This window comes from Streptomyces sp. NPDC107575 (genome assembly GCF_055657265.1).
The window spans coordinates 38,718-62,244 of sequence record NZ_JBVKBG010000002.1 but is presented as its reverse complement, the minus strand read 5'-3'; the positions used below and the strand labels follow the sequence as shown (position 1 = coordinate 62,244).

Genomic DNA, 23,527 nt, shown 5'->3' with positions numbered 1-23,527 from the left:
GCTGTTGGTCCTCCCGCTGGATATACGGCCGAAAAGGCCCCTCGACTCACCGACCGGCGGGGCGAGTCGGCGCGCTTGAACGCCGACTGCGGTTCCCCCGTACGTACCAACGACAGGACGGGCGGAGGAACACGGCTCGTACGGGACTCATGAGCAGACCTTTGCCGACGGTCCGCGGTGCCGGCCGCGTTCGCGGTGCCGGCGGGCCGCCGCGGTCGCCGCTCCCGCACCGCGCGCCCGAGGCGCACCGCCCCGTAACGAACCGACCCGGCCGCAAGATCCCTCCGTGACGGAACCGTTGCTGTTCCGTCGGCCGTCCCCGACGGCACCGGCATAGGGTGGTGTGCCGTTCGGAGACGGCGGGGTTTTCCTCGTCTCCACCGCACGCGTACGGCAGTTCAACCTTTCGAAGCCCAGGGGGATTCACGACATGCGACCCATACGCCCGCAGTTCGCCGCGCGCCGCACTCGAGGCGCGCGAAGCAGAACGTCCCCTGTGGCGGCGGCGGTCGCGCTCGGTGCCGTGGTCGCTCTGACCGCCACGGCGTGCGGTCCGGGCGAGAACAACGCGAACGACAAGCCGACCGCCTCGGCACCCGCGGGCGACGGCAAGTTCAAGATCCCGGACGACATCGGGGACCGGCTCAAGGAGCACGGGATCGATCCGGACAAGTGGAAGGACGGCGAGTGGAAGAACTGGGACAAGGACAAGTGGCTGCGTGAGGCGCAGGACTTCGTCAACCCGATCATCGCCGGCCTGTGGGACTCCAACCGGATGCGGGACGCCGACAAGCCCACCGGTGGCGAGGTCGACGAGAACGACCTCTCCGGCGACCAGGGCGTGACGGACCCGGAGCCGAAGCCGGTGGCGGCCGCGGGCGTATCCACTCCGTACCACGCGAACGCCCCGTACGCGGGCAAGCTGTTCTTCGACGGCCCCAAGGGCTCGATGGTCTGCTCGGCGACCGTGGTCACCGACCCCGCGCACCCCGGCAAGTCCAACATGCTCTGGACGGCGGGCCACTGTGTCCACGCGGGCAAGAACGGTGGCTGGTACCGCAACATCGCGTTCGTTCCCTCGTACAACGACAGCGGCAAGTCCGCGCAGGAACTGCAGAACGCGCCCAGGAACGAGGTCGCGCCGTACGGCGTGTGGTGGGGCGACGCGGCGCTGACGTCCGACCAGTGGATCGCGCAGGGCGGCCCGAGCGGCGGGGCGGGCGCCTCGTACGACTTCGCGGTGATTCACGTGACGCCGGAGAAGGGCGGCACCACCAAGTCCCTCGAGGAGACGGTGGGTTCGGCGCTCCCGGTGGACTTCAACGCACCAGCGGTGCCGAAGATCGCACAGCTGACGGCGAAGGGCTACCCGGCGGCGGCGCCGTTCGACGGGCAGAAGCTGTACCAGTGCGCTGACCGGCCGGGCCGTCTTTCGCTGAGCGACGCCGACCCGACGATGTACCGCATCGGCTGCACCATGACGGGCGGTTCGTCCGGCGGCGGCTGGGTCGCCGAAGGCGCCGACGGCAAGCCGGCCCTGGTGTCCAACACCTCGATCGGCCCGGTGACCGCGGGCTGGCTCGCGGGCCCGCGGCTCGGCAAGGAGGCCAAGGGGATCTACGACTCGGTGAGCCGAAAGTTCGCCGGGCAGTGAGCCCCCGGTAGCGGGCAGGACATGGCTGAGCCCCTCTCCGGTGCACCGGAGAGGGGCTCAGCCATGATGCTCAAGCGGCTCGTACGAGCCGTCAGCCCGCGACGGCCGCCGGAACGTACGGCGCGAGTTCCGCCGCGAGTTCCTCGTGGACGCGTGCCTTCAGGAGCGTGCCCTCCGGGGTGTGCTCCTCGGAGATCACCTCGCCGTCGGCGTGCGCCCGCGCGACCAGCTGGCCGTGCGTGTACGGCACGAGGGCCTCGATCTCGACCGCGGGGCGCGGCAGTTCGGCGTCGATGAGCTCGAGCAGCTCCTCGATGCCCTGGCCCGAGCGGGCCGAGACGGCGATCGCGCGCTTCTCCACGCGCAGCAGCCGCTGCAGCACCAACGGGTCGGCCGCGTCCGCCTTGTTGATCACCACGATCTCGGGCACCTTCGTCGCCCCGACGTCGCGGATGACCTCACGTACGGAGGCGAGCTGCTCCTCCGGCGCCGGATGCGAACCGTCGACCACGTGCAGGATCAGGTCGGAGTCCCCGACCTCCTCCATGGTCGAGCGGAACGCCTCGACGAGGTGGTGCGGCAGGTGCCGTACGAAACCGACCGTGTCGGCCAGCGTGTACAGCCGGCCGCTCGGGGTCTCGGCCCGGCGCACGGTCGGGTCCAAGGTGGCGAACAGCGAGTTCTCCACCAGGACGCCCGCGCCCGTGAGACGGTTGAGGAGCGAGGACTTGCCGGCGTTCGTGTACCCGGCGATGGCCACCGAGGGCACCTTGTGCCTGCGGCGCTCCTGGCGCTTGATGTCGCGGCCGGTCTTCATCTCCGCGATCTCACGGCGCATCTTCGCCATCTTCTCGCGGATCCGGCGCCGGTCCGTCTCGATCTTGGTCTCACCGGGACCACGGGTGGCCATGCCGCCGCCCGAGGAGCCGGAGCCACCGCCACCCATCTGCCGGGACAGCGACTGACCCCAACCACGCAGGCGCGGCAGCATGTACTGCATCTGCGCGAGCGCGACCTGCGCCTTGCCCTCTCGGGACTTGGCGTGCTGGGCGAAGATGTCGAGGATCAGGGCGGTCCTGTCGACCACCTTGACCTTGACGACGTCCTCGAGGTGGATGAGCTGGCCGGGGCTGAGCTCACCGTCGCACACGACGGTGTCCGCGCCGGTCTCGAGCACGATGTCGCGCAGCTCCATGGCCTTGCCGGAGCCGATGTACGTCGCCGCGTCCGGCTTGTCGCGGCGCTGGATGACGCCGTCGAGCACGAGCGCGCCGGCCGTCTCGGCGAGGGCGGCGAGCTCCGCGAGGGAGTTCTCCGCGTCATGAACCGTTCCCGACGTCCACACGCCGACGAGGACCACACGCTCCAGGCGGAGCTGTCGGTACTCGACCTCGGTGACGTCCTCGAGCTCGGTGGAGAGGCCCGCGACACGGCGCAGAGCCGCACGCTCGGAGCGGTCGAACTGCTGGCCGTCCCGCTCTCCGTCGATCTCGTGGCTCCAGGCGACGTCCTCTTCCATCAGGGCATCGGCCCGAAGGCTCTCGGTGTGGTTCTGCACCATGTTCTGCGCGTCCTGGGAAGGGGAAGAAGAGGAGGTCATTGGGTCCTTACGTCTGTGGGATTCGGGATACGCGACGGGCGTCCCACCCGTCGTCTGTGACAACGCCCGACCTGCCCCGGGGATTCCCGAGGGCGCCGATCCGGTGGCCCGCGCCGTCGACGTCGACGATATTCGCACGGTACGGGCCGTCTCGTCATCTGGATTGTTTCCCCGTGTCAGTGCTTCGACACCGGGTCGGTCTTCCAGTCCGGGTGGCCGGGCATGGGGGGCGTCTTCTTCCCGTAGAGCCAGGCGTCGAAGAAGCCGCTCAGGTCCCGGCCGGACAGCTGCGAGGCCAGCTTCACGAAGTCCGCGGTCGTGGCGGTGGAGTCACGGTGCGTGGCCAGCCAGGTGCGCTCCAGGCGCTGGAAGGCGTCCGCGCCGATCTCCTGGCGCAGGGCGTAGAGGACCAGGGCGCTGCCGTCGTAGACGACCGGCCGGAAGATGCTGATCTTGCCGTCGCTCGTGGGCTTCTTGGGCGCGGCGGGCGGCCCGCCGTCGGCGCGCATGGCGTCGGACGCGCGGTAGGCGGCGCGCATCCGCTTCACCATGGGCCGGTCCGCCTTCTCCTGGGCGTACAGGGACTCGTACCAGGTGGCGTGGCCCTCGTTGAGCCACAGGTCGGACCAGGTGCGGGGGCTGACGCTGTCGCCGAACCACTGGTGTGCCAGCTCGTGGACCATGATCGACTCGACGTACCACTTCGGGTACTCGGAGCGCGTGAACAGGTCTCTCTCGAAGAGAGAGAGCGTTTGCGTCTCGAGTTCGAAGCCGGTGGACGCGTGGGCGATCAGCAGCCCGTAGTTCTCGAAGGGGTAGCTGCCGACCTTCCCCTCCATCCAGGCGATCTGGGCGGGCGTCTTCTTGAGCCAGGGCTTGAGCGCCTTGACGTCCTTGGCCGGGACGACATCGCGCACGGGAAGTCCGTCCGGGCCCTCTTGGTGCAGCACGGCGGAGCGGCCGATGGAGACCTGGGCCAGCTCCGTGGCCATGGGGTGGACGGTGCGGTAGACCCACTGCGTGGCTCCTCCTTGTCGCGTATGCGCGACAGGAAGGCCGTTCTTCGCGACCGGGAGGCCGTTGGCGACCGCCGTGTACCCCTTGGGGGCGGTGACCCGGAAGGTGAAGTACGCCTTGTCGGAGGGGTGGTCGTTGGACGGGAACACGCGGTGCGCCGCATCGGCCTGGTTGGCCATCGCGAGACCGTCCTTGGTGCGCAACCAGCCGACTTCCTTCTTCCCGGGCCTGGGGTCGCTGGTGTGCCGCACGGCGATCGTCAGCGGCTGGCCCGGCGTCACGGCCGTGGCGGGCGTGACGACCAGGTCCTCGCCCTTGGTGGTGTACCGCGCCCGCGCCCCGTTGACCGTCACCGAACGGACGGTGCCGTGCGAGAAGTCGAGGTTGATCCGGTCGAGCGCGCTGGTCGCCCGCGCGTTGATCCTGGTGACGGCGTCCAGCGGCTTGTTGTTGTCACCGCGGTACGTGAAGGAGATGTCGTAGTCGGTGACGTCGTAGCCGGGGTTGCCCAGGTGCGGGAAGAGCCGGTCGCCGACACCGAGCGGCTCGGCGGGCGCGGCCGCGGCGACGAGGGCGAGCGAGGCGCCTGCGGCGAGGAGCGCGGCGACGCGGGACGTTCGGGAGCTGAGCAGCATGAACTACGGCTATCAGCGCACGCCCCCGTGCACGGCGCGGCACGCGCCACACCACCCGAACGAGGATTCCGGGTGGGCCTACAGGGCGCCCGCCGCCGCGTGCCGCGTGCGCCCCACGTCGTACACCCCCGGCACGTTCCGCATCGCCCGCATGAGGCCCTGGAGGTGCGCGGCGTCCGGGAGTTGAAGCGTGTACGTGTGCCGGACGCGGCCCTGGTCGGGCGGGTCGACGGTCGCCGAGATGATGGCGACGCCCTCCAGCGCTATGGCCTCGGTCAGATCGGCCAGCAGGTGCGGGCGGCTGAACGACTCGGCGATAAGCGTCACCCGGTACTCGGCGGCCGCCGCGTCCGCCCAGCGCACGCCGACCTCCGCGCGCCCCGCATCCTTCATGCGCGCCACTCCGGAGCAGGCGACACGGTGCACGGTCACGACACCGCCACGCACGGAGAACCCGGTCACCTCGTCGGGCGGCACAGGCGTGCAGCAGCCCGCCAGGCGCACCGTGGCACCCGGCTGCTGGTCGACCACGGCGTTCGCCGCCGAGGGCCGCGCCGAGGGGCCGCTGTACGGGGCTCTGGGCGGCGACTGGGGCGCGCTCGGCCCCTCCGGATGGGTGGCCAGCCAGCGGCGGATGGCGATACGGGCGGCGGGCGTACGGGCGTGGTCGAGCCAGGCGACCGACGGCTCGGACGCGGCGCTGCCCTCCACTCCCGCCATGAGCAGCTGGACCGTGTCACCGTCGCCGAGGACCGTACTGAGCGTCGCCAGGCGGCCGTTGACCCGCGCGCCGATGACGGCGTGGGCATCCTCGCCGTACTGCGCGTACGCGGCGTCGACGCAACTGGCGCCCGCGGGGAGGCCGATGGTGCCGCCGTCGGGCCGGAAGACGGTGATCTCGCGGTCCTGGGCGAGGTCCTCGCGCAGTGTGGACCAGAAGGTGTCGGTGTCCGGGGCGGACTGCTGCCAGTCCAGCAGCCGGTTCAGCCAGCCGGGGCGCGTGGGGTCGGAACGCTCGCCCACGGTGTCCAGGTGCTCCTCGGCCGAGGGCGCGTACGGATTGCCGAGCGCCACGACGCCCGCCTCCGCGACCTTGTGCATCTGGTGCGTACGGATGAGGACTTCCGCGACCTCGCCGTCCGTGCGGGCGACCGCGGTGTGCAGCGACTGGTACAGGTTGAACTTCGGTACCGCGATGAAGTCCTTGAACTCCGAGACCACCGGCGTGAAACAGGTGTGCAGTTCGCCGAGGACGCCGTAACAGTCCGCGTCCTCGTTCACGAGCACGAGCAAGCGTCCGAAGTCGGCCCCGCGCATCTCGCCGCGCTTGCGCCGCACCCGGTGGACGGACACGAAGTGCCGCGGCCTGATGAGGACTTCGGCGCTCAGGCCCGCCTCGCGCAGCACCGAGCGCAGCTCGGTCGCGAAGCCGGCGAGGGAGTCCTCGGTGCGCTGGGCGTAGGCCGTCATGAGCTCGCGCGTCTGCCCGTACTCCTCGGGGCGCAGGATCGCGAACACCAGGTCTTCGAGTTCGGTCTTCAGGGCCTGTACGCCCAGGCGCTCGGCGAGCGGGATCAGGACGTCGCGGGTGACCTTGGCGATCCGTTCCTGCTTCTCCTGGCGCATGACGCCGAGGGTGCGCATGTTGTGCAGGCGGTCGGCGAGTTTGATCGACATGACGCGCACGTCGTTCCCGGTCGCGACCAGCATTTTGCGGAAGGTCTCGGGTTCGGCCGCCGCGCCGTAGTCGACCTTCTCCAGCTTGGTCACGCCGTCGACGAGATAGGCGACCTCTTCGCCGAACTCCTTGCGCACCTGGTCGAGCGTGACCTCGGTGTCCTCGACCGTGTCGTGCAGCAGGGAGGCCGTCAGCGTCGTGGTCTCCGCGCCCAGCTCGGCCAGGATCAGCGTCACCGCGAGCGGGTGCGTGATGTACGGCTCGCCGCTCTTGCGCATCTGGCCGCGGTGCGAGGACTCGGCCAGTACGTAGGCGCGGTGCAGGGGCTCCAGGACGGCCTCGGGGTAGTGGGCCCGGTGGGCCTCCGCCACGTGGCCGATCGCGTCGGGGAGGCGGCCGCGGGCGGTGGGGCCGAGGAGGGCGGCCCGGCCCAGACGGCGCAGGTCGATCCGGGGGCGGCCACGCCGACGGTGCGCTCCGGGCGTGATCGGTCCCGGGTTCGCGGGGTTGGTCGCCTCCGCACTCATGAGCACCTCCGGCTTTGTCGACCGGCGGCGGGCTGGCGGCGGCACCCGTCCGGACCGGTGCTTGATGCTACCGAGCCCATCACGTGGCGCAGTCCTGCTCTCGCCGAGCGTGAAACGGATCACCCATTCGAGCGAAGGTTCACTGGTTTACGGTTTCGATGGCCGCGAACCAGTCGGTGTCGAACCGACCCTCCGCGACGATCACGGCGGGACCGGTCATCTCGATCTCGCCGTCCGGACGCTCGGTGATCGTCAGCCTGCCTCCGGGCAGATCGATCTCGTACGTGACAGGAGCCCCGGTCACCGCCGGGTCCAGGCCGTCCCTGCGGGCGGCCGCGACGGCCACGGCGCAGGCGCCGGTGCCGCAGGAGCGGGTCTCGCCGGAGCCCCGCTCGTGCACGCGCATGGCGACGTGCCGCGGGCCGCGGTCGACGACGAACTCGACGTTCACACCCTCCGGGTATGCGTTCGCCGGAGCGAAGGGGGGTGCCTCGTACAGCGACCCCGCGTGCGCGAGGTCGGCCACGAAGGCGACCGCGTGCGGGTTCCCCATGTTCACGTTCGTCGCGGGCCAGGTCCGCTCGTCGACGCTGACCGTGACGTCGCCCTCGGGGAGCGCCGCCTTGCCCATGCCGACAGTGATCAGGCCTTCCTTGTCGATGTGGACCACCTTGACGCCGCCCCGGGTGGCCACGGCGAGGTCGCCCTCGCCGACGTGCCCCGCGTGCTGCAGGTAGCGGGCGAAGACACGCACGCCATTGCCGCACATCTCGGCCACCGAGCCGTCGCCGTTGCGGTAGTCCATGAACCACTCTGCCTCGTCGGCCATGTGCCGCGCCTCGGGGTGCGCGGCCGTGCGCACGACGTGGAGCACGCCGTCGCCCCCGATGCCGGCCCGACGGTCGCACAGGGCGGCGACGGCGGTCGGCGAGAGCGCGATGGCGTTCTCCGGGTCCGGGATGATCACGAAGTCGTTCTCGGTCCCGTGACCCTTGAGGAAGGTGCTCATTTCTCGATCGTACGAGATGAGTCCGACAACGCGGTCGGCGGTGTGGTCAGCGCAACCGTGCGACGCGCCACACGGCGAGCACGGCCACCGCGGCGACCACGACCACGTACGCGCCCACGACCCGCCAGTCCGGCCAGTTGCCCGAGCCACGCGGCGGCAGTCCCGGCAGCGTGTAGCCCACCCGGCGGGCGGCCATCATGCCCCAGCCCGCGGCACAGGAGCTGATCAGGAGGCCGAGCATCGCGACGACCGCGCCGCCGTCGCCGAACTCGAAGAACAGCGGGAACGCGAACATCAGGGAGCCGATCGCGGCCAGCATCACGATGGGGGCCAGCTGCCAGATGCGGAGCCTGCGCTGCGGGCGGAGCTCGACCTCGACCTCTTGGCCCTCGTCCTGCGCGGCGAGTTCCTCCGGGGTCGGGCCGTCGGCGATCACGCCGTCGGCGCTCGCCTCAGGGCCGTCGGTACTGAGCTGCTCTCCGCCTGGTGCGGTGTCACGAGGGCCGGCCTCCATCGCCACGCGCCCTCCCACTCCGGACTCCACTGGTCGATCGATGGTCGATGATGGCACGCCCACAGAGGCCGGGATGACGGCCGGAGCGTCCCGATGCCATCACGTGATCAGGCTGTAACCGGTCGTTCGACCAACGACATTGCGCGAGCCGGGAGTTCCCCGCGGTCCGTCACGGCCCCACTGAGCCAGTGCACCCGCGGGTCGCGCCTGAACCACGAGTCCTGACGGCGCGCGAAGCGCTTGGTCGCGCGGACGGTCTCCGCGCGCGCCTCGTCCAGCGTGCACTCGCCCGCGAGCGCCGCGAGCACCTGCTGGTAGCCGAGCGCGCGCGACGCCGTGCGCCCCTCGCGCAGCCCCTGCGCCTCCAGTGCGCGCACCTCGTCGACGAGACCCGCCTCCCACATGCGGTCCACGCGCGTGGCGATGCGTTCGTCGAGTTCGGGCCGCGCCACGTCCACACCGATCTGGACGGTGTCGTAGACGGAGTCGTGTCCGGGCAGGTTGGCCGTGAAGGGCTTGCCGGTGATCTCGATGACCTCGAGGGCGCGGACGATGCGCCGGCCGTTGCTCGGCAGGATCGCCGTGGCGGCTTCCGGGTCGGCGGCGGCGAGGCGCGCGTGCAGGGCGCCGGAGCCGCGCAGCCGGAGCTCGTCCTCCAGGCGGGCGCGGACCTCGGGGTCGGTGCCGGGGAACTCCATCTTGTCGACGGCGCCCCTTACGTAGAGCCCCGATCCGCCGACGAGGACGGGCCAGCGGCCCGCCGCGAGCAGCCGGTCGATCTCCGCGCGGGCGAGGCGCTGGTACTCCGCGACGCTGGCGGCCTCGGTGACGTCCCAGATGTCCAGGAGGTGGTGCGGCACCCCGTCGCGCTCCTCGGCCGTCAGCTTGGCGGTACCGATGTCCATCCCCCGGTACAACTGCATGGAGTCGGCGTTGACCACCTCGCCGCCGAGTTCCTTGGCGAGGAAGACGCCTAGATCTGACTTTCCTGCCGCGGTCGGCCCGACGACGGCGATGACCCGCGGGGCGGGAGCTGCGCTACTCACCGCCCCAGTCTCGCAAACCCGGGCACCTGTTCACGAATGAGCTACGTGACGCCACAGGTCCGGGTTCGTTGCCTGTTGCGAGGTTCCAGCCGCCGGTTTCGAGAGCCGGACCCCCGGTCGCCGCAATGGGACGCACCGGGTCAGGGCGGGATTTCGCCCACACGAGTAACGTATGGAGTTGAAATGGGCGTTTTTGCCAGGTTTCGCCGGAAGGCCAGCGCTGCGGACGAGGCGTCAACCGCCGAGGCCCAGGCCGCCACTCTGACGGCCGCTCCGGAGGAGGAGGTCGCCGAGGAGCCCACAGGGGCCGCCGCGGCTCCCAGCGCGGAGCAGGAGGCCACGGAGGCCGCAGCCGAAGGCGAGAGCGCCGAGGCCGCCGTTGTGGAGGGTGTGGAGATCCCGAAGCAGCAGTCCGCGGAGCAGGCCGCGGACAACGAGGCCGGCGAGGGCGCCCGGAAGTAGCTCCTGAGAGTTCGGTGCGACGGAAGGTGCAGCCATGGGCTTCCTGGACTCGTTGAAAGCCAAGTTCGGCCCCGCCAAGGACAAGGTCTCGGACCTCGCGCAGCAGCACGGGGACAAGATCGACCAGGGCCTGGACAAGGCCGGCAAGCTGGTCGACGAGAAGACCAAGGGCAAGTACAGCGACAAGATCCGGACGGGTACGGACAAGGCGAAGGACGCCGTCGGCCGGATGTCCGCGCCGGACCCGAAGGACGCCAGGGACGGGGGCGATCCGCCGTCGTCGCCTCCACCGGCGTCGTGAGGCCCGGCGCACCACACCATGGCGGACGGCCGCGGAGCCCAGGGCTCCGCGGCCGTCGCCGTGTGTGTCGGTTGTGACGTGACTACGTCCAGGACGCCACGAAGTAGCCCACTCCGTAGGGCGCGTCCTCGTACAGAAGACGGCCCGTGCCGTCCCGCTTGTCCCAGGCGGCGCTGAGGAGCTGCCACGGGGCCCTGCCGGAGATCTTCAGTTCGCGCGCGAGGTCGGCGTCGAGGTTCGCGAGCGTGCCGTCGGCGTCGAGGTCGCGCAGCGCCGCGGCGACCGACGCGTCCACGCCCCCGGCACGCTCGTCCAGGTAGCCGGGGGCCTTCAGCGTGCGGCAGGCGGTGCCGTCGCCCATGACGAGGAAACCCACCCGCTCGGCGTCGGCGGCGCCGGAGAACGCCGAGCCGTCGCCCGCCACCTCGTAGCCGCGCACCTCACCGGTCCACCCCGCGCGCGTGAGCAACCACGCACCTACGGAGAGGGACGGCGGAAGCGTCGCCCCGACGCCGTCGGACGGCGCCCCCAGGTGCACGTCGAGGTCGACGCCGAAGGGGCGGAAGGAGCCGCGGGCGCCCGGCTCGTGGACGCCCGTGGCCGGGCCCTCACCGATGATCCACACCAGGTCCGGCTCCGCTGCGAGCAGCGCCGCGATCGCCTCGTCGCAGGCCGCGCGCGCGGCGTCCAGTTCCGGGGCCGCACCGGCGGCGACCTCGGGCACGAGCAGGGGCGGACACGGGCAGACGGCAGCGGCGACAAGCATGATCGGCAGCCTACTCGTCGGGCGGCCGCCAGTAGTCGGGGGTGGCGTCGGACGGCTCCGCCGCGGTGTCGCCCGGCGGCGGAGCCCAGACGTCCCGCCGCAGCTGGGACGGGGGCCGGGGCGGGCCCGGAGCCTGGCCGTCGTCCGTGCTCCAGACCAGCTCGGCGAGGCGGTACCGCACGTCGTGCGTGGACATCGCGCCGGTGACCCGGACGTAGTACGCGTCGTCGTGCTCGCGGAACACCTCGCGGCCGCGCTGGCGCAGGCCCGGCCTGTGCCGGTGCTCGCACGCGTATCGGTACAGGGTGGCCCTGGCCTCGTCGCGGCTCGACTCGAAGCGGGTGAGCGGGCTGAAGCCGTGCCCCTCACCCGCGCCGTACTCCAGCGTGATCACCCAGCGCGTCATCCGATCCCCCCGTCGTGGCGCGTCAGTCGACCGCGCAGCCCCCGGTCACCGCGGGCAGCGGCTCGGGGACGCCGATCTGCGGGAGGCCGAGCAGCACGCCCTGCTTCTTGTCCTGCTCCTCCTGGTTGCGCTTCTCCCACGCGTCGCCCGCGCGCGTGCGGCGCACGTTCAGGACCTCGCCCTCGGCGAGCAGGTGGTGCGGGGCCGCGTAGGTGATCTCGACGGTCACGACGTCACCGGGGCGCACCTCGGCCTCGGGCTTGGTGAAGTGCACGAGGCGGTTGTCGGGGGCGCGGCCGGAGAGGCGGTGGGTGGCGCCGTTCTTGCGGCCCTCGCCCTCGGCGACCATGAGGTCCACGGTGCGGCCGATCTGCTTCTTGTTCTCCTCCCAGGAGATCTCCTCCTGGAGGGCGACGAGGCGCTCGTAGCGCGCCTGCACGACCTCCTTGGGGATCTGGCCCTCCATGGTGGCGGCCGGCGTTCCGGGGCGCTTGGAGTACTGGAAGGTGAAGGCCTGCGCGAAGCGGGCCTCGCGGACGACGTGCATCGTCTGCTCGAAGTCCTCCTCGGTCTCGCCGGGGAAGCCCACGATGATGTCGGTCGTGATGGCCGCGTGCGGCATGGCCTCACGGACCTTCTTGATGATGTTGAGGAACCGCTCCTGGCGGTACGAGCGGCGCATCGCCTTCAGGACCGTGTCCGAACCGGACTGCAGCGGCATGTGCAGCTGCGGCATCACGTTCGGCGTCTCGGCCATGGCGGCGATCACATCGTCCGTGAAGTCGCGCGGGTGCGGGGACGTGAAGCGCACGCGCTCCAGACCCTCGATGCCGCCGCAGGCGCGCAGCAGCTTGCTGAAGGCCTCACGGTCGCCGATGTCGCTCCCGTAGGCGTTCACGTTCTGGCCGAGGAGGGTGATCTCGGAGACGCCCTCGCCGACCAGGGCCTCGATCTCCGCGAGGATGTCGCCCGTCCTGCGGTCCTTCTCCTTGCCGCGCAGCGCCGGGACGATGCAGAAGGTGCAGGTGTTGTTGCAGCCGACCGAGATCGACACCCAGGCCGCGTACGCGCTCTCGCGGCGGGTGGGCAGCGTGGAGGGGAAGGCCTCCAGGGACTCGGCGATCTCGACCTGGGCCTCCTCCTGGACGCGGGCGCGCTCCAGGAGGACGGGCAGCTTGCCGATGTTGTGCGTACCGAAGACGACGTCCACCCAGGGCGCCTTCTTCACGATGGTGTCGCGGTCCTTCTGGGCGAGGCAGCCGCCCACCGCGATCTGCATCCCCGGACGCTCCGCCTTCTTGGGGGCGAGGTGGCCGAGGTTGCCGTAGAGCTTGTTGTCAGCGTTCTCCCGCACCGCGCACGTGTTGAAGACCACGACGTCGGCGTCGCCGTCGGAGCCCTCGGGGGCGCGCACATAACCGGCGCCCTCCAGGAGACCCGACAAGCGCTCGGAGTCGTGGACGTTCATCTGACACCCGTAGGTGCGTACTTCGTATGTCTTCGGTGAACGGTCGTCCACGGCCGGACGCGGGTCGCTGCTGCTCATAACAACAAGGGTATGGGGTTCCCGGAGTGCTTCTGTGGCGCCTTCCTCGTCCTGCGGACGCCGTGGCGCGCACGTCACCGAACGTGACCACAAGGGGACGTTCCGAACCTGGTCACCGCGCGCCCCCTACTGGCAGGATCACGCCATGCCGCAGCCGACCCTCCGCGTCACCCGCCGCAGCGCCCTCCTGGGCGCCACGGCCGGACTCGTGGTGTTCGGCCTGCTGTTGTGGTGGCTGCTTCCGATCGGCGAGCAGTCGCCCCGGGGCCAGGTGACCTTCAGCACCGGCGCGCGCACGGGCGTCTACGAGCGGTACGGAAAGCTCCTCGAGCGCGCCGTGGACCGCGACCTGCCCGACCTGGGGGTCACGCTCAAGGGCAGCCAGGGCTCCTGGGAGAACGTGGAGCGCGTGGCCACCGGCGAGGCCGACTTCACCATCGCCGCGGCGGACGCGGTCGCCAAGTACCAGTCCGAGCGCCGGCCCGGCGCGGAGCGCCTGCGCGGCTGCGCCCGCCTCTACGACGACTACATGCAGCTCGTCGTGAAGCAGTCCTCCCCCGTGCGCAAGGTCTCCGACCTGCGCGACATGAAGGTCGCGGTCGGCGGTCGCAGTTCCGGGGTGCGGCTGATCGCCGAGCGGATCCTGAAGGCGGCGGGGCTCGACGTCCGCGAGGACGTCACCGAGGTGGGCATCGGCATAGACGCCATGCCGCGCGCCCTGGAGTCCGGCGAGATCGACGCGTTCTTCTGGTCGGGCGGCCTGCCCACCAACCACGTACGGAAGCTGTCCGAGGACGCCCCGATCCGGCTCGTCGAACTCGGCTCGCTGGTCGACAAGTTGCACGCCATGGGCGGCTACTCGCGCTACTACCGGGCCGCCGTGATGCCCGCGGACGCCTATCCGGCGGCCCAACGGGGCGAGCCCGTCAGCACGTTGGCCGTGGCGAACCTGCTGGTGACGACCGACCGGGTGGACGCGGAGCTGACCGAGGCGGTCACCCGTACCGTCATCGACAGCCGCGACCACATCGGGGCGGAGGTGCACGCGGCCCAGCTCGTCGACCTCAGAACGGCCGTCTACACGGACCCGCTCACCCTCCACGAGGGCGCACGCCGCTACTACCGCTCGGTCAAGCCCTGAGCGGCCGTCTCCCGGCCCGAACCGTTCTCCGCGCCCCTCGCCTCGCGAACCTGCTCCGCGGCCCCCTGGGCGGGCACAGGCGCCGTCCTGGGCACCCGTAGCGTCACCTCCAGGCCGTGCGGTTCCCGCCGCGCGTACCCGAGGGAGCCGCCGCCCGCCGCCAGCAGGGCCCGCGAGATGGACAGGCCGAGGCCGGAGCCCTTGATGTTCTGGTGCTGCCCGCTGCGCCAGAACCGGTCGCCGATCCGGGCGAGTTCCTCCTCGCCCAGGCCAGGACCCCCGTCGGCGACCTCGATCACCGTCGCGTCTCCGGTGGCCCTGGCCGTGACGGTCACCCGCTCGCCCTCGGGCGTGAACTTCAGGGCGTTGTCGACCACCGCGTCCAGGGCGCTGGACAGTGCGACCGGATCCGCCCAGCCCGTCACGGCGGGGCAGTCCGCCACCATCCGTACGCCCTTCTCGTCCGCCAGCGGGCGCCATGCCTCCACCCGCTCGGCGGCCAGCTCCCCGATGTCGGTGAGCTGGAGGTCGGCGGCGGCGTGCTCGGCCAGGGCCAGGTCGAGCAGGTCGTCGAGCACCCGGCCGAGGCGCTTGCCCTCGGCCTTCACCGACCCGATCTCCTCGTTCCCCTCCGGGAGTTCGAGTGCCAGTACGTCGATGCGCAGCATCAGCGCGGCGAGCGGGTTGCGCAGCTGGTGCGAGGCGTCGGCGACGAAGGCGCGCTGCTGCTCGAGCACGTCCTCGACGTTGTCCGCCATCTCATTGAACGCCTGGGACAGCCGCCGGAGTTCCGGCGGGCCACCGGCGGCCGCGACGCGTGACTTCAGGCGCCCCGTGGCGATGTCGTGGGTCGTCGCGTCCAGGACCCGTACCGGCCGCAGCACCCAGCCCGTCAGCCGCAGCGCGGCGCCCACGGCGAGCAGCATCGCGGCCACCTCACCGGCGCCGATGACCAGCCAGCCGCGCAGTGTCTTGCTGCGCATCGCGCCGGTCGGCGACTCGGTGACGACGACCGCGACGACGTCCCCGTCCCGGATGACGGGCGACGCGACCACGAGCCGGCCCCGCTGCCATGGCCACACCTGCGGCGGATCGTGGCTGCCGCGCGAGTACAGCGCCTCGTCGAACGCGGCCCGCACGGCGCCACCGCTCACGGCGGGCGGCACCTGGAAGTCGGCGGGCGCGCGCCCCATGGGCTCGCGGTCCCGGTAGAAGACGCCCGCCTTTATGCCGTACACGTCGTGATAGCGGGCGAGTTCGGTGCGCAGCGTCTGCTGCCGCTCGTCGCTGACCAGCTTCTCGCCCTTGCCGGCCTTGTCCGGGCGCGTGGTCACGAACTGCGCGAGGGAGGCGAACCGCGCGGTGTCGTCGATGCGGTCGACGACCACCTTCTGCTGCTGTGCGGAGGCCACGCTCACGGCCAGCGGGAAGCCGAGCGCGAGCAGCACTCCCGCCATGAGGACGATGAGCAGCGGAAGCAGGCGGGCGCGCACGCCAGGACTCTACGGCTTCTGTTACGCGGCCGGGGCGACGAGCCGGTAACCGACTCCCCGCACGGTCTCGATGAGGGTCGGCATGCGCAACTTGGAGCGCAGCGAGGCGACATGCACCTCCAGGGTGCGCCCCGTGCCCTCCCAACTGGTCCGCCACACCTCACTGATGATCTGCTCCCTGCGGAAGACGACACCCGGGCGCTGCGCGAGCAGGGCCAGCAGGTCGAACTCCTTGCGGGTGAGCTGCACCGCCTCTCCCGCGACCGCGACCTTACGGGTGGGCAGATCGATGCTGACGTCCCCGAACTGCACCTCGTGGTCGACGGCGACGGCGGGCTCCTCCTGCACCGTGCGACGGCTCACCGCGTGGATGCGGGCGAGCAGCTCCCCTATGTCGTACGGCTTCACCACGTAGTCGTCCGCACCGAGATTGAGCCCATGGATGCGCGAACGCACGTCCGCACGCGCGGTCACCATGATCACCGGCGTCGTGGTGCGCTTGCGGATCCTGCCGCACACCTCGTAGCCGTCCAGGTCGGGCAGGCCCAGGTCGAGCAGGACGACACCGAAGGCGTCCGCCTCCGGCACCAGCGCCTGCAGGGCCTCCTCACCGCTGCGGGCATGCCGCACCTCGAAGCCGTGCCGGGACAGGACCGCCGAAAGGGCACCGGCCACGTGGTCGTCGTCCTCGACGAGAAGCAGTCTCATTGCGCCCCCTCACCTCTCCCGCGCGGTTCACCAAGGCATCCACTCCGAAAAGCAAGGACGACGTCAAGAGCCTTCCGGTTACGGCCGTGTTCCGTTATGCAGCCGGTATGAGCGGCCCGCGCCCCCTTCACGCATAGTGTCCGGTTGCGGCCGGATCGTTATGCTCAATTTCCCCTCAGATGTAATGACGCTGGTCGTACGGGGTTACTACTGTCCTCCCAACCGAGGAGGACGGAGCAAGACCCCGATGACCGAAGTTTCGGTGACCAAGGACGCCACTCCCCCTGCGGGCGACGCACTGGTCGCACTGAGCCGAGTCAACAAGCACTTCGGCGCGCTGCACGTGCTCCAGGACATCGACCTGACCATCGCGCGAGGCGAGGTCGTCGTCGTCATCGGCCCGTCGGGCTCCGGCAAGTCGACGCTGTGCCGCACGATCAACCGCCTGGAGACCGTCGATTCCGGCGACATCACGATCGACGGCAAGCCGCTGCCCCAGGAGGGCAAGGAACTGGCCCGCCTGCGCGCCGACGTGGGAATGGTCTTCCAGTCGTTCAACCTCTTCGCGCACAAGACGGTGCTGGAGAACGTGACGCTGGGGCAGGTCAAGGTCCGCAAGGCGGACAAGAAGGCGGCCGAGGAAAAGGCGCGTGCGCTCCTCGACCGCGTCGGTGTCGCCGCGCAGGCCGACAAGTACCCCGCGCAGCTCTCCGGCGGCCAGCAGCAACGCGTCGCCATCGCACGCGCGTTGGCGATGGACCCGAAGGTGATGCTCTTCGACGAGCCGACGTCGGCGCTCGACCCGGAGATGATCAACGAGGTCCTGGAAGTGATGCAGCAGCTCGCCCGGGACGGCATGACGATGGTGGTGGTCACGCACGAGATGGGCTTCGCCCGCTCCGCGGCCAACCGCGTCGTCTTCATGGCGGACGGCCGGATCGTCGAGGAGGCCGTCCCCGACCAGTTCTTCAGCAATCCGCGCAGCGATCGGGCCAAGGACTTCCTGTCGAAGATCCTGCACCACTAGACGCGCGCCCCGCGCGGGCGGTCAACGGGCCGCCCACGCGCGCGTGTTGCCTTATTCCTACTGCCGAATCTGCCGACACGAAGGATGTTCACCATGAAGCTCCGTAAGTCCGCCGCCGCGGCCGCCGCCGTCGCCGCGCTCGCGCTGACCGCCACCGCCTGTGGCGGCGAGTCCGGCAACGCCGGTGACAAGCCCGCCGGGGCCTCGGGTGGCAAGAACCAGCCGAAGCTGCCCACGTACGCGGTGAAGAGCGATGTGAAGATCGACTCCGCCACCCTGAAGAAGGCCCAGAAGGCCGGCAAGATCGTCATCGGCTCCAAGGACGACCAGCCGTACCTGGGCTTCCAGGACTCCAGCGGCAAGCGCTCCGGCTTCGACATCGAGATCGCCAAGATGGTCGCGGCCGACCTCGGATTCAAGCCCAGCCAGATCACCTTCAAGACGATCGACTCCGGCGTCCGCGAGACCACGATCTCCAAGGGCGATGTCGACCTCTACGTGGGCACGTACACGATCAACGACGAGCGCAAGAAGCAGGTCGGCTTCGCGGGCCCGTACATGCAGGCCGGCGCCGACCTCCTCATCCGCAGCGACGAGAAGGGCATCACGGGCCCGACCTCCCTGAAGGGCAAGAAGGTCTGCTCCATCAAGGGCTCGACCCCGCTTCAGGAGATCAAGAAGCCCAAGTACGGCGCCGAGACCGTCGAGCTGGCGAAGTACTCCGAGTGCGTGCAGCAGCTGCTCAACAACGAGGTCGACGCCGTCACCACCGACGACGCGATCCTGAAGGGCTACGCCGCGCAGAACCCGAAGAAGCTCAAGGTCGTCGGCAAGCCCTTCACCGAGGAGCCGTACGGCGTCGGCATGGGCAAGGACGACAAGGCCCTGCGTGACGCGGTCTCCGACGCCCTCGAGGCGCACGAGAAGAACGGCGACTACAAGAAGGCCTACGACGCGACGCTCGGCCTCTCCGGTGCCGAGTTCACCGAGCCGCCGGCCCTGGAGCGCTACTGAGCGCTGCTGAGCGTTCGGCACTCCTGAGCGTCCAGCCGCCTGTCTCTCGCAGGCAGTGAGTTGACCGTGCCCCTGTACGCCGCTTCGGCGTACAGGGCGCGGCTCCCCCTGCCCGACCGCTGCCGCCCCACGAGGAACTCCCCGTGAATGTACTGCTCGACCACCTTTCGGAATTCCGCGAGGGATTCCTCGGCACCATAGGCCTGACCCTGGCCAGTGGCCTCCTCGCGATGCTGCTGGGCACGATCCTCGCCGGCTTCCGGGTCTCGCCCGTACCGCCCCTGCGGTACTTCGGCACCGCCTGGGTCACGCTGTTCCGCAACACCCCGCTGACGCTGCTGTTCCTCGTCATCTGGTTCGCGGTGCCCCAGGTCCTCGACTTCGGCTTCAGCCCCTGGGTCAAGGCCCTGATCGTGCTGAGCTGCTACACCTCGTCGTTCGTGTGCGAGGCGGTGCGCTCCGGCATCAGCACCGTGCCGCTCGGGCAGGCCGAGGCGGCGCGCTCGATCGGCATGTCGTTCTTCCAGACGCTCGGCCTGGTCATCCTGCCGCAGGCGGTGCGCACCGTGCTGCCGCCGCTGAGCTCCATCTTCATCGCGCTGACCAAGAACTCGGCCATCGCGGGCGCCTTCAGCGTCACCGAACTGTTCGGCTGGCAGAAGCTGTTGAGCGACCAGGGCTACCCGATCGCCTGGGTCTTCCTGTGGGTGGCGCTCGGCTACCTGGTCATCACCTTCGCCATCAGCATCTTGTTCCGGGTGCTCGAGAGGACCCTGGAGGTCGCCCGATGAGTGCCAGCGTTCTCTACGACGCCCCGGGCCCCAAGGCCCGCACGCGCAACCGGATCTACACCGTCGTCGGTACGCTCGCGGTCGTCGGCCTCATCGTCTTCGTGGTCGCGCAGCTCGCGTCCAAGGACCAGTTCGCCACCGCCAAGTGGGACATCTTCAACTACGCCAATGTCCGCGCGGCGATCCGTGACGGCATTCTGACGACCCTGAAGGTCTTCGCCGCCGCGGGCGCGCTCTCGCTGGTGTTCGGCGTCGTCCTGGCGGTGGCCAGGTACTCGGACCACCGGCCGATCCGCTGGTTCGCCACCGGCTTCATCGAGCTGTTCCGCGCCATCCCGCTGCTGATCACCATTTACGCCCTGTGGGTTCTCTTCCTCACCTACAAGAGCGACCTGGGCGTCATCGGCGAGAACAACGCCTTCTGGGCGCTGGTGATCGGCCTGACGGTCTACAACAGCTCGGTCCAGGCGGAGGTGCTGCGGGCCGGCTTCCAGGCCGTGCCGCGCGGCCAGGTCGAGGCGGCGTACGCGCTGGGCCTGCGCAAGTATCAAGTGATGACCATGCTGCTGCTGCCGCAGGCCATCCGCTCGATGCTGCCGACGATCATCAGCCAGCTCGTGGTCACCCTCAAGGACACCTCGCTCGGCTACATCATCACGTACGCGGAGCTCCTGTACGCGGCCCGCAAGCTGGCCAACAACACGCTGGTCGACGGCGAGTACCCGTACGTTCCGGTACTCATCGTGACCGGCACGATCTACGTCCTGATGTGTCTGGCCCTGTCCGGGCTCGCCAACTGGATCGAGCGCAGGGGCCGCCGCGCCAAGACCGGCATCAAGGTGGCCGCGGCCGCCGAACCCGTCGGCGAGGGCGGTCTGATGGACGCCGCCGACCTGCCTGGCGGGGCCGGCCACGGGTCCGCGGCCGCGGAGGCGGCCGCCGAGCCGACCCAGGCCGATGACCGATCCGAAGGACCCGGTTCGCCCAGGAGTTGACCCGACCCCGGGCGCGGGGCCCGAGCCGTACGGCGGCAGTGGCATGATCGCCACTGCCGCCGTCACTTGACGCAAGCACCGGCAATGGGTTGCATACGCTCTGTGAACGCGCACCCCGCTCCAACTGCCCGTCCTTGTACGTCCAGTACGCCGCCCGTGCCCTGGCACGGGACACTTCCCGGCGGGCCTCTCGGGGCGGGAGGGGCCACGCCGTGGACCCGGTGATCGTCGTCGGCGCGGGTCCGGTCGGGCTCGCGCTGTCCCTCGCCCTCGCCCGGCACAACGTGCCCTCCGTGCTCCTGGACGAGGGCCCCGGCAAGGACGAACAGCGGCCCGCGCGCACGGTGGTGCTGCGCGAGGACACCGCGGCGCTGGTCGAGCGGCTCGCGGGTACGTCGTTCGAGGGGATCGGTGCCCGCTGGGCGGGCTGGCGCTCCATGCGCCGCAAGCAGGTGATGGGTGTGCTCACCTTCGGTGAGCAGAACGCGGAGAGTGAGCGGGGCGCATCCGGTGGACCGGGGTCACCCGGTGGGCCGGTGCCGCCAGGCGAATCGCTGCCCGCCCCGCTGCACATCGCCCAGCACGATCTGACCGACGCCCTGCGCAGGGCCGTCGCCGCCGAGCGGCTCATCAAGATCTCCGTCGACAGCCGCCTCGACTCGATCGAGGAGGAGAAGACGGGGCTGACCGCACACACCCGCGGCCCCAAGGGCACATGGTGGCGCGGCAGTTACCTCGTGGGTTGCGACGGACCGCGCTCCACGGTCCGCAAGCTCCTCGACATCCGCTTCCCCGGCCGCACCGCCGTCGAACGACACGCGGTCGCCGCACTGCGCGCGGAACTTCCGTGGCCCGGTGAAGCGTTGCTCCATCGGAGCCCTCCGTGGCGGGCCTCGGGCCGCTCGGGCTCGGAGGTCGTCGGCCGCCCCCTGGCCGACGGCGTCTGGCGCCTGGACTGGCTGCTGCCGCCCCGCAGCGACCTGGTCACCCCGGATGCCCTGGTCACTCGCATCCGGGAGACCCTCGCGGGCTGGTGCGGAGGCTCCACCCCGCCGTACGAACTGCTCGACACCGGAGTCCATACGGTCCACCACCGGCTCGCCCGGCGCTGGCGCGTGGGCCGCGTCTTCCTCGCCGGGGACGCCGCGCATCTGCTGGGCGCCCTCGGCACACAGGGCCTGGACGAGGGGCTGCGCGACGCCGACAACCTCGCGTGGAAGCTCGCTCTGGCCTGGCACGACGGGGCGCACTCCGCCACCGACGCGCTGCTCGACAGCTATCAGGCCGAGCGCCGGGCCGTGGTGGCCGGGCGGCTGCGCGCCGCGGACCAGGCGCTGCCGATACTGCGCGGTGGCGGCGGGCTGCGGGCGTACGTGCCCGGTGCCGCGCGCGGGCACGACGCGCTGCTCACGGACGGTCACTTGGGGCACGGTCCGCTCGGCGCGCCCGGGGCGTACGCCGACTCGCCGCTCGCGCCCGCGCGCTCCGAGTCGCAGGTGGAAGTGGGGACGGCGCCCGGCTCACCGATCACCGACGTCGAAGTGACCGCGCCCGACGGCTCGTTCGTACGCCTGCGGGACCGGCTCGGCCGCGGGCCGCTGCTCGTCGTCCTCGTCGCCCCCGGGACCGGGGTGTGGGAGCGCAAGCACTGGATGTCGGCGGGGCTGATGCCACGGCTCGCGGCTGCCGTCGCGGCGCTCCCGCACGAGGCCGAGCTGCTCGTCGCGGAGCGTTACCCGCAGGCTCCCGCGCACACGGTGCTGCTGATCCGGCCCGACGGGCATCTGGTCACCGCACTGACCGGGGTGCGCCCGGCGGAGCTCTACGAGGCCGCGCGCACGGCCGTCGGCAGGCCCGCGGAGGAGAAGGGGCCGGTGAAGAGCGGCGCCGGCCGCTGAACCGTTCGGTGATCCGTCGGTGAGTTGACCGTCCCCTGCCCCCATGGTGTACTCCGGAGCGTGACGGTCGACACCGATGTACGCCTGTGGCGGAGGGTCCATATGGACCTCATCCGCTACGCGGGCTGCGTGTGTCACCCCTCCTGCTGAATTCGCATCCTTCCTTCCACGCGCCCGCCGTCCGGCGTTTCGGCGGCGCGTGCTCTTCGCGAACTCCCAGGACGGTACTGGTGTCCAGTTTCACGCAATCCGCATCCGCTCCCGCGCAATCCGCTGCGCGCTCCCGTACGGGTGCTTCCCGTACGTCGTCGGCCGCGCCCACGCAGGCCGACCTCCTCGCATTCGTCCGCCGCGTCGCCGAGGACCGCGACCTGATCGCCTCGCTGCCGCTCGATCCGGAGGGCCGCACATGGGTGCGGCTCGAAGGCCCCGACGGCAGTGAGGCCTGGCTCATCGGCTGGCCGCCGGGCACCGGCACGGGCTGGCACGACCACGCCGAGTCCGTCGGCGCCTTCCTGACCGCAGGCGGCGCCCTCACGGAGAACTCGCTCGCCGCCCGCCTCCCCACCGACGGCTGGAAGACCCTGGAGCTCTCCGAAGACGTCGACAGGGAACGGAAGTTGACGGCGGGCGAGGGCCGCGCCTTCGGCCGGCACCATGTGCACGAGGTCCTGAACGAGTCCCTCACCGAGCACGCCGTCTCGGTCCACGCCTACTACCCGCCGCTGCCCCGGATCCGGCGCTACAGCCGCACCGGCCCGGTGCTGCGGCTGGAGTCGGTGGAGCGCCCGCAGGACTGGCAGTGAGCGCGCCCGGCCCACGTCCTGTGGGCATCGACGACCACCTGGAGCGGGTGCGGTCCGGTCTCGACCGGATCGAGGCGCGGGACGCGTTCGACGCGGCGTCCCGCGGCGAGGCGCTCCTGGTCGACATCCGGTACGCGGCGCTGCGGGAGCGCGACGGCCTGATCCCCGGCGCACTCGTGGTCGAGCGCAACGAGCTGGAGTGGCGCCTCGACCCCCATGGCAGCCACCGAGCTCCGGAGGCCACCGGTCACGACCTGCGCGTCGTGGTCGTCTGCAACGAGGGCTACGCGTCGAGCCTCGCCGCCGCCTCCCTGCACCAACTGGGCCTGCACCGCGCGACGGACCTGGTCGGCGGCTTCCAGGCGTGGCGCGCGGCAGGGCTGCCGGTCACGGAGGCGTAGCGGGTCGGGCTGCGGCTGCGTAGTGGTCCGGGGGCGCGAGAGCGCGGCGCCCTCGGCACCCACGCAGCACCCGGCACCCGGCACCCGGCACC

General features: G+C 70.9%; 23 protein-coding genes. 12 read left to right on the top strand and 11 right to left on the bottom strand.

Annotated features, from left to right (window positions below; genetic code table 11):
• Positions 1-430 precede the first annotated feature (430 nt).
• The gene (locus ACZ7L4_RS07105) at positions 431-1,654 is read left to right on the top strand and encodes a trypsin-like serine peptidase (protein ID WP_472100483.1); all 1,224 of its coding nucleotides are present in this window, start codon (positions 431-433) and stop codon (positions 1,652-1,654) included.
• Between the two features lie 91 nt (positions 1,655-1,745).
• On the opposite strand, the gene hflX is transcribed toward ACZ7L4_RS07105, so the two are convergent.
• From hflX to miaA, 6 genes are all read right to left on the bottom strand, one after another.
• The gene (gene hflX / locus ACZ7L4_RS07100; protein ID WP_472100481.1) at positions 1,746-3,254 is read right to left on the bottom strand and encodes a GTPase HflX; all 1,509 of its coding nucleotides are present in this window, start codon (positions 3,252-3,254) and stop codon (positions 1,746-1,748) included.
• A 176-nt stretch (positions 3,255-3,430) separates the two neighbouring features.
• Positions 3,431-4,906, bottom strand: a complete 1,476-nt coding sequence (locus ACZ7L4_RS07095) for a M1 family metallopeptidase (RefSeq protein ID WP_472100479.1) — start codon at positions 4,904-4,906, stop codon at positions 3,431-3,433.
• Positions 4,907-4,984: 78 nt separating this feature from the next.
• Positions 4,985-7,111: a RelA/SpoT family protein gene (locus ACZ7L4_RS07090; protein ID WP_472100478.1), complete on the bottom strand. Its 2,127-nt coding sequence runs from the start codon at positions 7,109-7,111 to the stop codon at positions 4,985-4,987.
• 139 nt (positions 7,112-7,250) lie between these two features.
• The gene (gene dapF / locus ACZ7L4_RS07085) at positions 7,251-8,120 is read right to left on the bottom strand and encodes a diaminopimelate epimerase (protein WP_472100476.1); all 870 of its coding nucleotides are present in this window, start codon (positions 8,118-8,120) and stop codon (positions 7,251-7,253) included.
• Positions 8,121-8,166: 46 nt separating this feature from the next.
• Positions 8,167-8,634: a hypothetical protein gene (locus ACZ7L4_RS07080; protein WP_422482604.1), complete on the bottom strand. Its 468-nt coding sequence runs from the start codon at positions 8,632-8,634 to the stop codon at positions 8,167-8,169.
• A gap of 107 nt (positions 8,635-8,741) precedes the next feature.
• The gene (gene miaA, locus ACZ7L4_RS07075) at positions 8,742-9,680 is read right to left on the bottom strand and encodes a tRNA (adenosine(37)-N6)-dimethylallyltransferase MiaA (RefSeq protein ID WP_472100474.1); all 939 of its coding nucleotides are present in this window, start codon (positions 9,678-9,680) and stop codon (positions 8,742-8,744) included.
• A 183-nt stretch (positions 9,681-9,863) separates the two neighbouring features.
• Between miaA and ACZ7L4_RS07070 the strand changes: the two genes are divergently transcribed.
• Positions 9,864-10,142, top strand: a complete 279-nt coding sequence (locus tag ACZ7L4_RS07070; RefSeq protein ID WP_472100473.1) for a hypothetical protein — start codon at positions 9,864-9,866, stop codon at positions 10,140-10,142.
• Positions 10,143-10,176: 34 nt separating this feature from the next.
• A complete protein-coding gene (locus ACZ7L4_RS07065) occupies positions 10,177-10,443 on the top strand; it encodes an antitoxin (protein WP_472100471.1) in 267 nt (88 codons plus the stop codon).
• 82 nt (positions 10,444-10,525) lie between these two features.
• Here ACZ7L4_RS07065 and ACZ7L4_RS07060 read toward each other — a convergent pair whose 3' ends face one another.
• Genes ACZ7L4_RS07060 through miaB form a run of 3 tightly spaced genes read right to left on the bottom strand, consistent with a single transcriptional unit; the run spans position 10,526 to position 13,161 of the window.
• Entirely contained in the window at positions 10,526-11,209 is a 684-nt protein-coding gene (locus ACZ7L4_RS07060) for a class III extradiol dioxygenase subunit B-like domain-containing protein (protein ID WP_472100470.1), read from the bottom strand.
• Between the two features lie 10 nt (positions 11,210-11,219).
• Positions 11,220-11,615, bottom strand: a complete 396-nt coding sequence (locus ACZ7L4_RS07055) for a hypothetical protein (RefSeq protein ID WP_472100469.1) — start codon at positions 11,613-11,615, stop codon at positions 11,220-11,222.
• A 22-nt stretch (positions 11,616-11,637) separates the two neighbouring features.
• Positions 11,638-13,161: a tRNA (N6-isopentenyl adenosine(37)-C2)-methylthiotransferase MiaB gene (gene miaB, locus ACZ7L4_RS07050; protein WP_472100468.1), complete on the bottom strand. Its 1,524-nt coding sequence runs from the start codon at positions 13,159-13,161 to the stop codon at positions 11,638-11,640.
• A gap of 145 nt (positions 13,162-13,306) precedes the next feature.
• On the opposite strand from miaB, the gene ACZ7L4_RS07045 reads away from it, so the two are divergent.
• Positions 13,307-14,302, top strand: a complete 996-nt coding sequence (locus ACZ7L4_RS07045; RefSeq protein ID WP_472100466.1) for a TAXI family TRAP transporter solute-binding subunit — start codon at positions 13,307-13,309, stop codon at positions 14,300-14,302.
• Here the strand turns inward: ACZ7L4_RS07045 and ACZ7L4_RS07040 are convergent.
• Together ACZ7L4_RS07040 and ACZ7L4_RS07035 are read right to left on the bottom strand one after the other, a co-directional pair.
• Complete coding sequence (locus tag ACZ7L4_RS07040) at positions 14,281-15,795, bottom strand: sensor histidine kinase (RefSeq protein WP_472100464.1); 1,515 nt, start codon at positions 15,793-15,795, stop codon at positions 14,281-14,283. The genes ACZ7L4_RS07045 and ACZ7L4_RS07040 overlap by 22 nt on opposite strands.
• Before the next feature lie 21 nt (positions 15,796-15,816).
• Positions 15,817-16,503, bottom strand: coding sequence for a response regulator transcription factor (locus ACZ7L4_RS07035; protein ID WP_472100462.1), 687 nt, complete (start codon positions 16,501-16,503; stop codon positions 15,817-15,819).
• Positions 16,504-16,750: 247 nt separating this feature from the next.
• Here ACZ7L4_RS07035 and ACZ7L4_RS07030 point away from each other — a divergent pair, with 247 nt between their 5' ends.
• The 8 genes from ACZ7L4_RS07030 to ACZ7L4_RS06995 all read left to right on the top strand — a co-directional run bounded on the left by ACZ7L4_RS07030 (position 16,751) and on the right by ACZ7L4_RS06995 (position 23,435).
• Entirely contained in the window at positions 16,751-17,530 is a 780-nt protein-coding gene (locus tag ACZ7L4_RS07030; RefSeq protein ID WP_356378093.1) for an amino acid ABC transporter ATP-binding protein, read from the top strand.
• Between the two features lie 93 nt (positions 17,531-17,623).
• Positions 17,624-18,544: a glutamate ABC transporter substrate-binding protein gene (locus ACZ7L4_RS07025; protein WP_472100460.1), complete on the top strand. Its 921-nt coding sequence runs from the start codon at positions 17,624-17,626 to the stop codon at positions 18,542-18,544.
• Between the two features lie 143 nt (positions 18,545-18,687).
• Positions 18,688-19,335: an amino acid ABC transporter permease gene (locus tag ACZ7L4_RS07020; RefSeq protein ID WP_422473141.1), complete on the top strand. Its 648-nt coding sequence runs from the start codon at positions 18,688-18,690 to the stop codon at positions 19,333-19,335.
• On the top strand, positions 19,332-20,330 hold the full coding sequence (locus ACZ7L4_RS07015; protein WP_472100458.1) for an amino acid ABC transporter permease: 999 nt from the start codon (positions 19,332-19,334) through the stop codon (positions 20,328-20,330). Before ACZ7L4_RS07020 ends, ACZ7L4_RS07015 begins: the two co-directional genes overlap by 4 nt.
• 212 nt (positions 20,331-20,542) lie before the next feature.
• Positions 20,543-22,228 carry an FAD-dependent monooxygenase gene (locus ACZ7L4_RS07010; protein ID WP_472100457.1) on the top strand — a complete coding sequence of 562 codons (1,686 nt, stop codon included), beginning with the start codon at positions 20,543-20,545 and terminating at the stop codon, positions 22,226-22,228.
• Between the two features lie 60 nt (positions 22,229-22,288).
• Positions 22,289-22,378: a putative leader peptide gene (locus ACZ7L4_RS07005; RefSeq protein ID WP_323187227.1), complete on the top strand. Its 90-nt coding sequence runs from the start codon at positions 22,289-22,291 to the stop codon at positions 22,376-22,378.
• An 80-nt stretch (positions 22,379-22,458) separates the two neighbouring features.
• The gene (locus ACZ7L4_RS07000; RefSeq protein ID WP_472100456.1) at positions 22,459-23,034 is read left to right on the top strand and encodes a cupin domain-containing protein; all 576 of its coding nucleotides are present in this window, start codon (positions 22,459-22,461) and stop codon (positions 23,032-23,034) included.
• On the top strand, positions 23,031-23,435 hold the full coding sequence (locus ACZ7L4_RS06995) for a rhodanese-like domain-containing protein (RefSeq protein ID WP_472100455.1): 405 nt from the start codon (positions 23,031-23,033) through the stop codon (positions 23,433-23,435). The genes ACZ7L4_RS07000 and ACZ7L4_RS06995 overlap by 4 nt, the downstream gene beginning before the upstream one ends.
• Positions 23,436-23,527 lie beyond the last annotated feature (92 nt).

Excerpts from the sequence above, each read along its gene's own strand:
- ACZ7L4_RS07105 (WP_472100483.1), top strand. The coding sequence starts at position 431 with ATGCGACCCATACGCCCGCAGTTCGCCGCGCGCCGCACTCGAGGCGCG.
- hflX (WP_472100481.1), bottom strand. The coding sequence starts at position 3,254 with ATGACCTCCTCTTCTTCCCCTTCCCAGGACGCGCAGAACATGGTGCAG.
- ACZ7L4_RS07095 (WP_472100479.1), bottom strand. The coding sequence starts at position 4,906 with ATGCTGCTCAGCTCCCGAACGTCCCGCGTCGCCGCGCTCCTCGCCGCA.
- ACZ7L4_RS07090 (WP_472100478.1), bottom strand. The coding sequence starts at position 7,111 with ATGAGTGCGGAGGCGACCAACCCCGCGAACCCGGGACCGATCACGCCC.
- dapF (WP_472100476.1), bottom strand. The coding sequence starts at position 8,120 with ATGAGCACCTTCCTCAAGGGTCACGGGACCGAGAACGACTTCGTGATC.
- ACZ7L4_RS07080 (WP_422482604.1), bottom strand. The coding sequence starts at position 8,634 with ATGGAGGCCGGCCCTCGTGACACCGCACCAGGCGGAGAGCAGCTCAGT.
- ACZ7L4_RS07070 (WP_472100473.1), top strand. The coding sequence starts at position 9,864 with ATGGGCGTTTTTGCCAGGTTTCGCCGGAAGGCCAGCGCTGCGGACGAG.
- ACZ7L4_RS07065 (WP_472100471.1), top strand. The coding sequence starts at position 10,177 with ATGGGCTTCCTGGACTCGTTGAAAGCCAAGTTCGGCCCCGCCAAGGAC.
- ACZ7L4_RS07060 (WP_472100470.1), bottom strand. The coding sequence starts at position 11,209 with ATGCTTGTCGCCGCTGCCGTCTGCCCGTGTCCGCCCCTGCTCGTGCCC.
- ACZ7L4_RS07055 (WP_472100469.1), bottom strand. The coding sequence starts at position 11,615 with ATGACGCGCTGGGTGATCACGCTGGAGTACGGCGCGGGTGAGGGGCAC.
- miaB (WP_472100468.1), bottom strand. The coding sequence starts at position 13,161 with ATGAGCAGCAGCGACCCGCGTCCGGCCGTGGACGACCGTTCACCGAAG.
- ACZ7L4_RS07045 (WP_472100466.1), top strand. The coding sequence starts at position 13,307 with ATGCCGCAGCCGACCCTCCGCGTCACCCGCCGCAGCGCCCTCCTGGGC.
- ACZ7L4_RS07035 (WP_472100462.1), bottom strand. The coding sequence starts at position 16,503 with ATGAGACTGCTTCTCGTCGAGGACGACGACCACGTGGCCGGTGCCCTT.
- ACZ7L4_RS07030 (WP_356378093.1), top strand. The coding sequence starts at position 16,751 with ATGACCGAAGTTTCGGTGACCAAGGACGCCACTCCCCCTGCGGGCGAC.
- ACZ7L4_RS07025 (WP_472100460.1), top strand. The coding sequence starts at position 17,624 with ATGAAGCTCCGTAAGTCCGCCGCCGCGGCCGCCGCCGTCGCCGCGCTC.
- ACZ7L4_RS07015 (WP_472100458.1), top strand. The coding sequence starts at position 19,332 with ATGAGTGCCAGCGTTCTCTACGACGCCCCGGGCCCCAAGGCCCGCACG.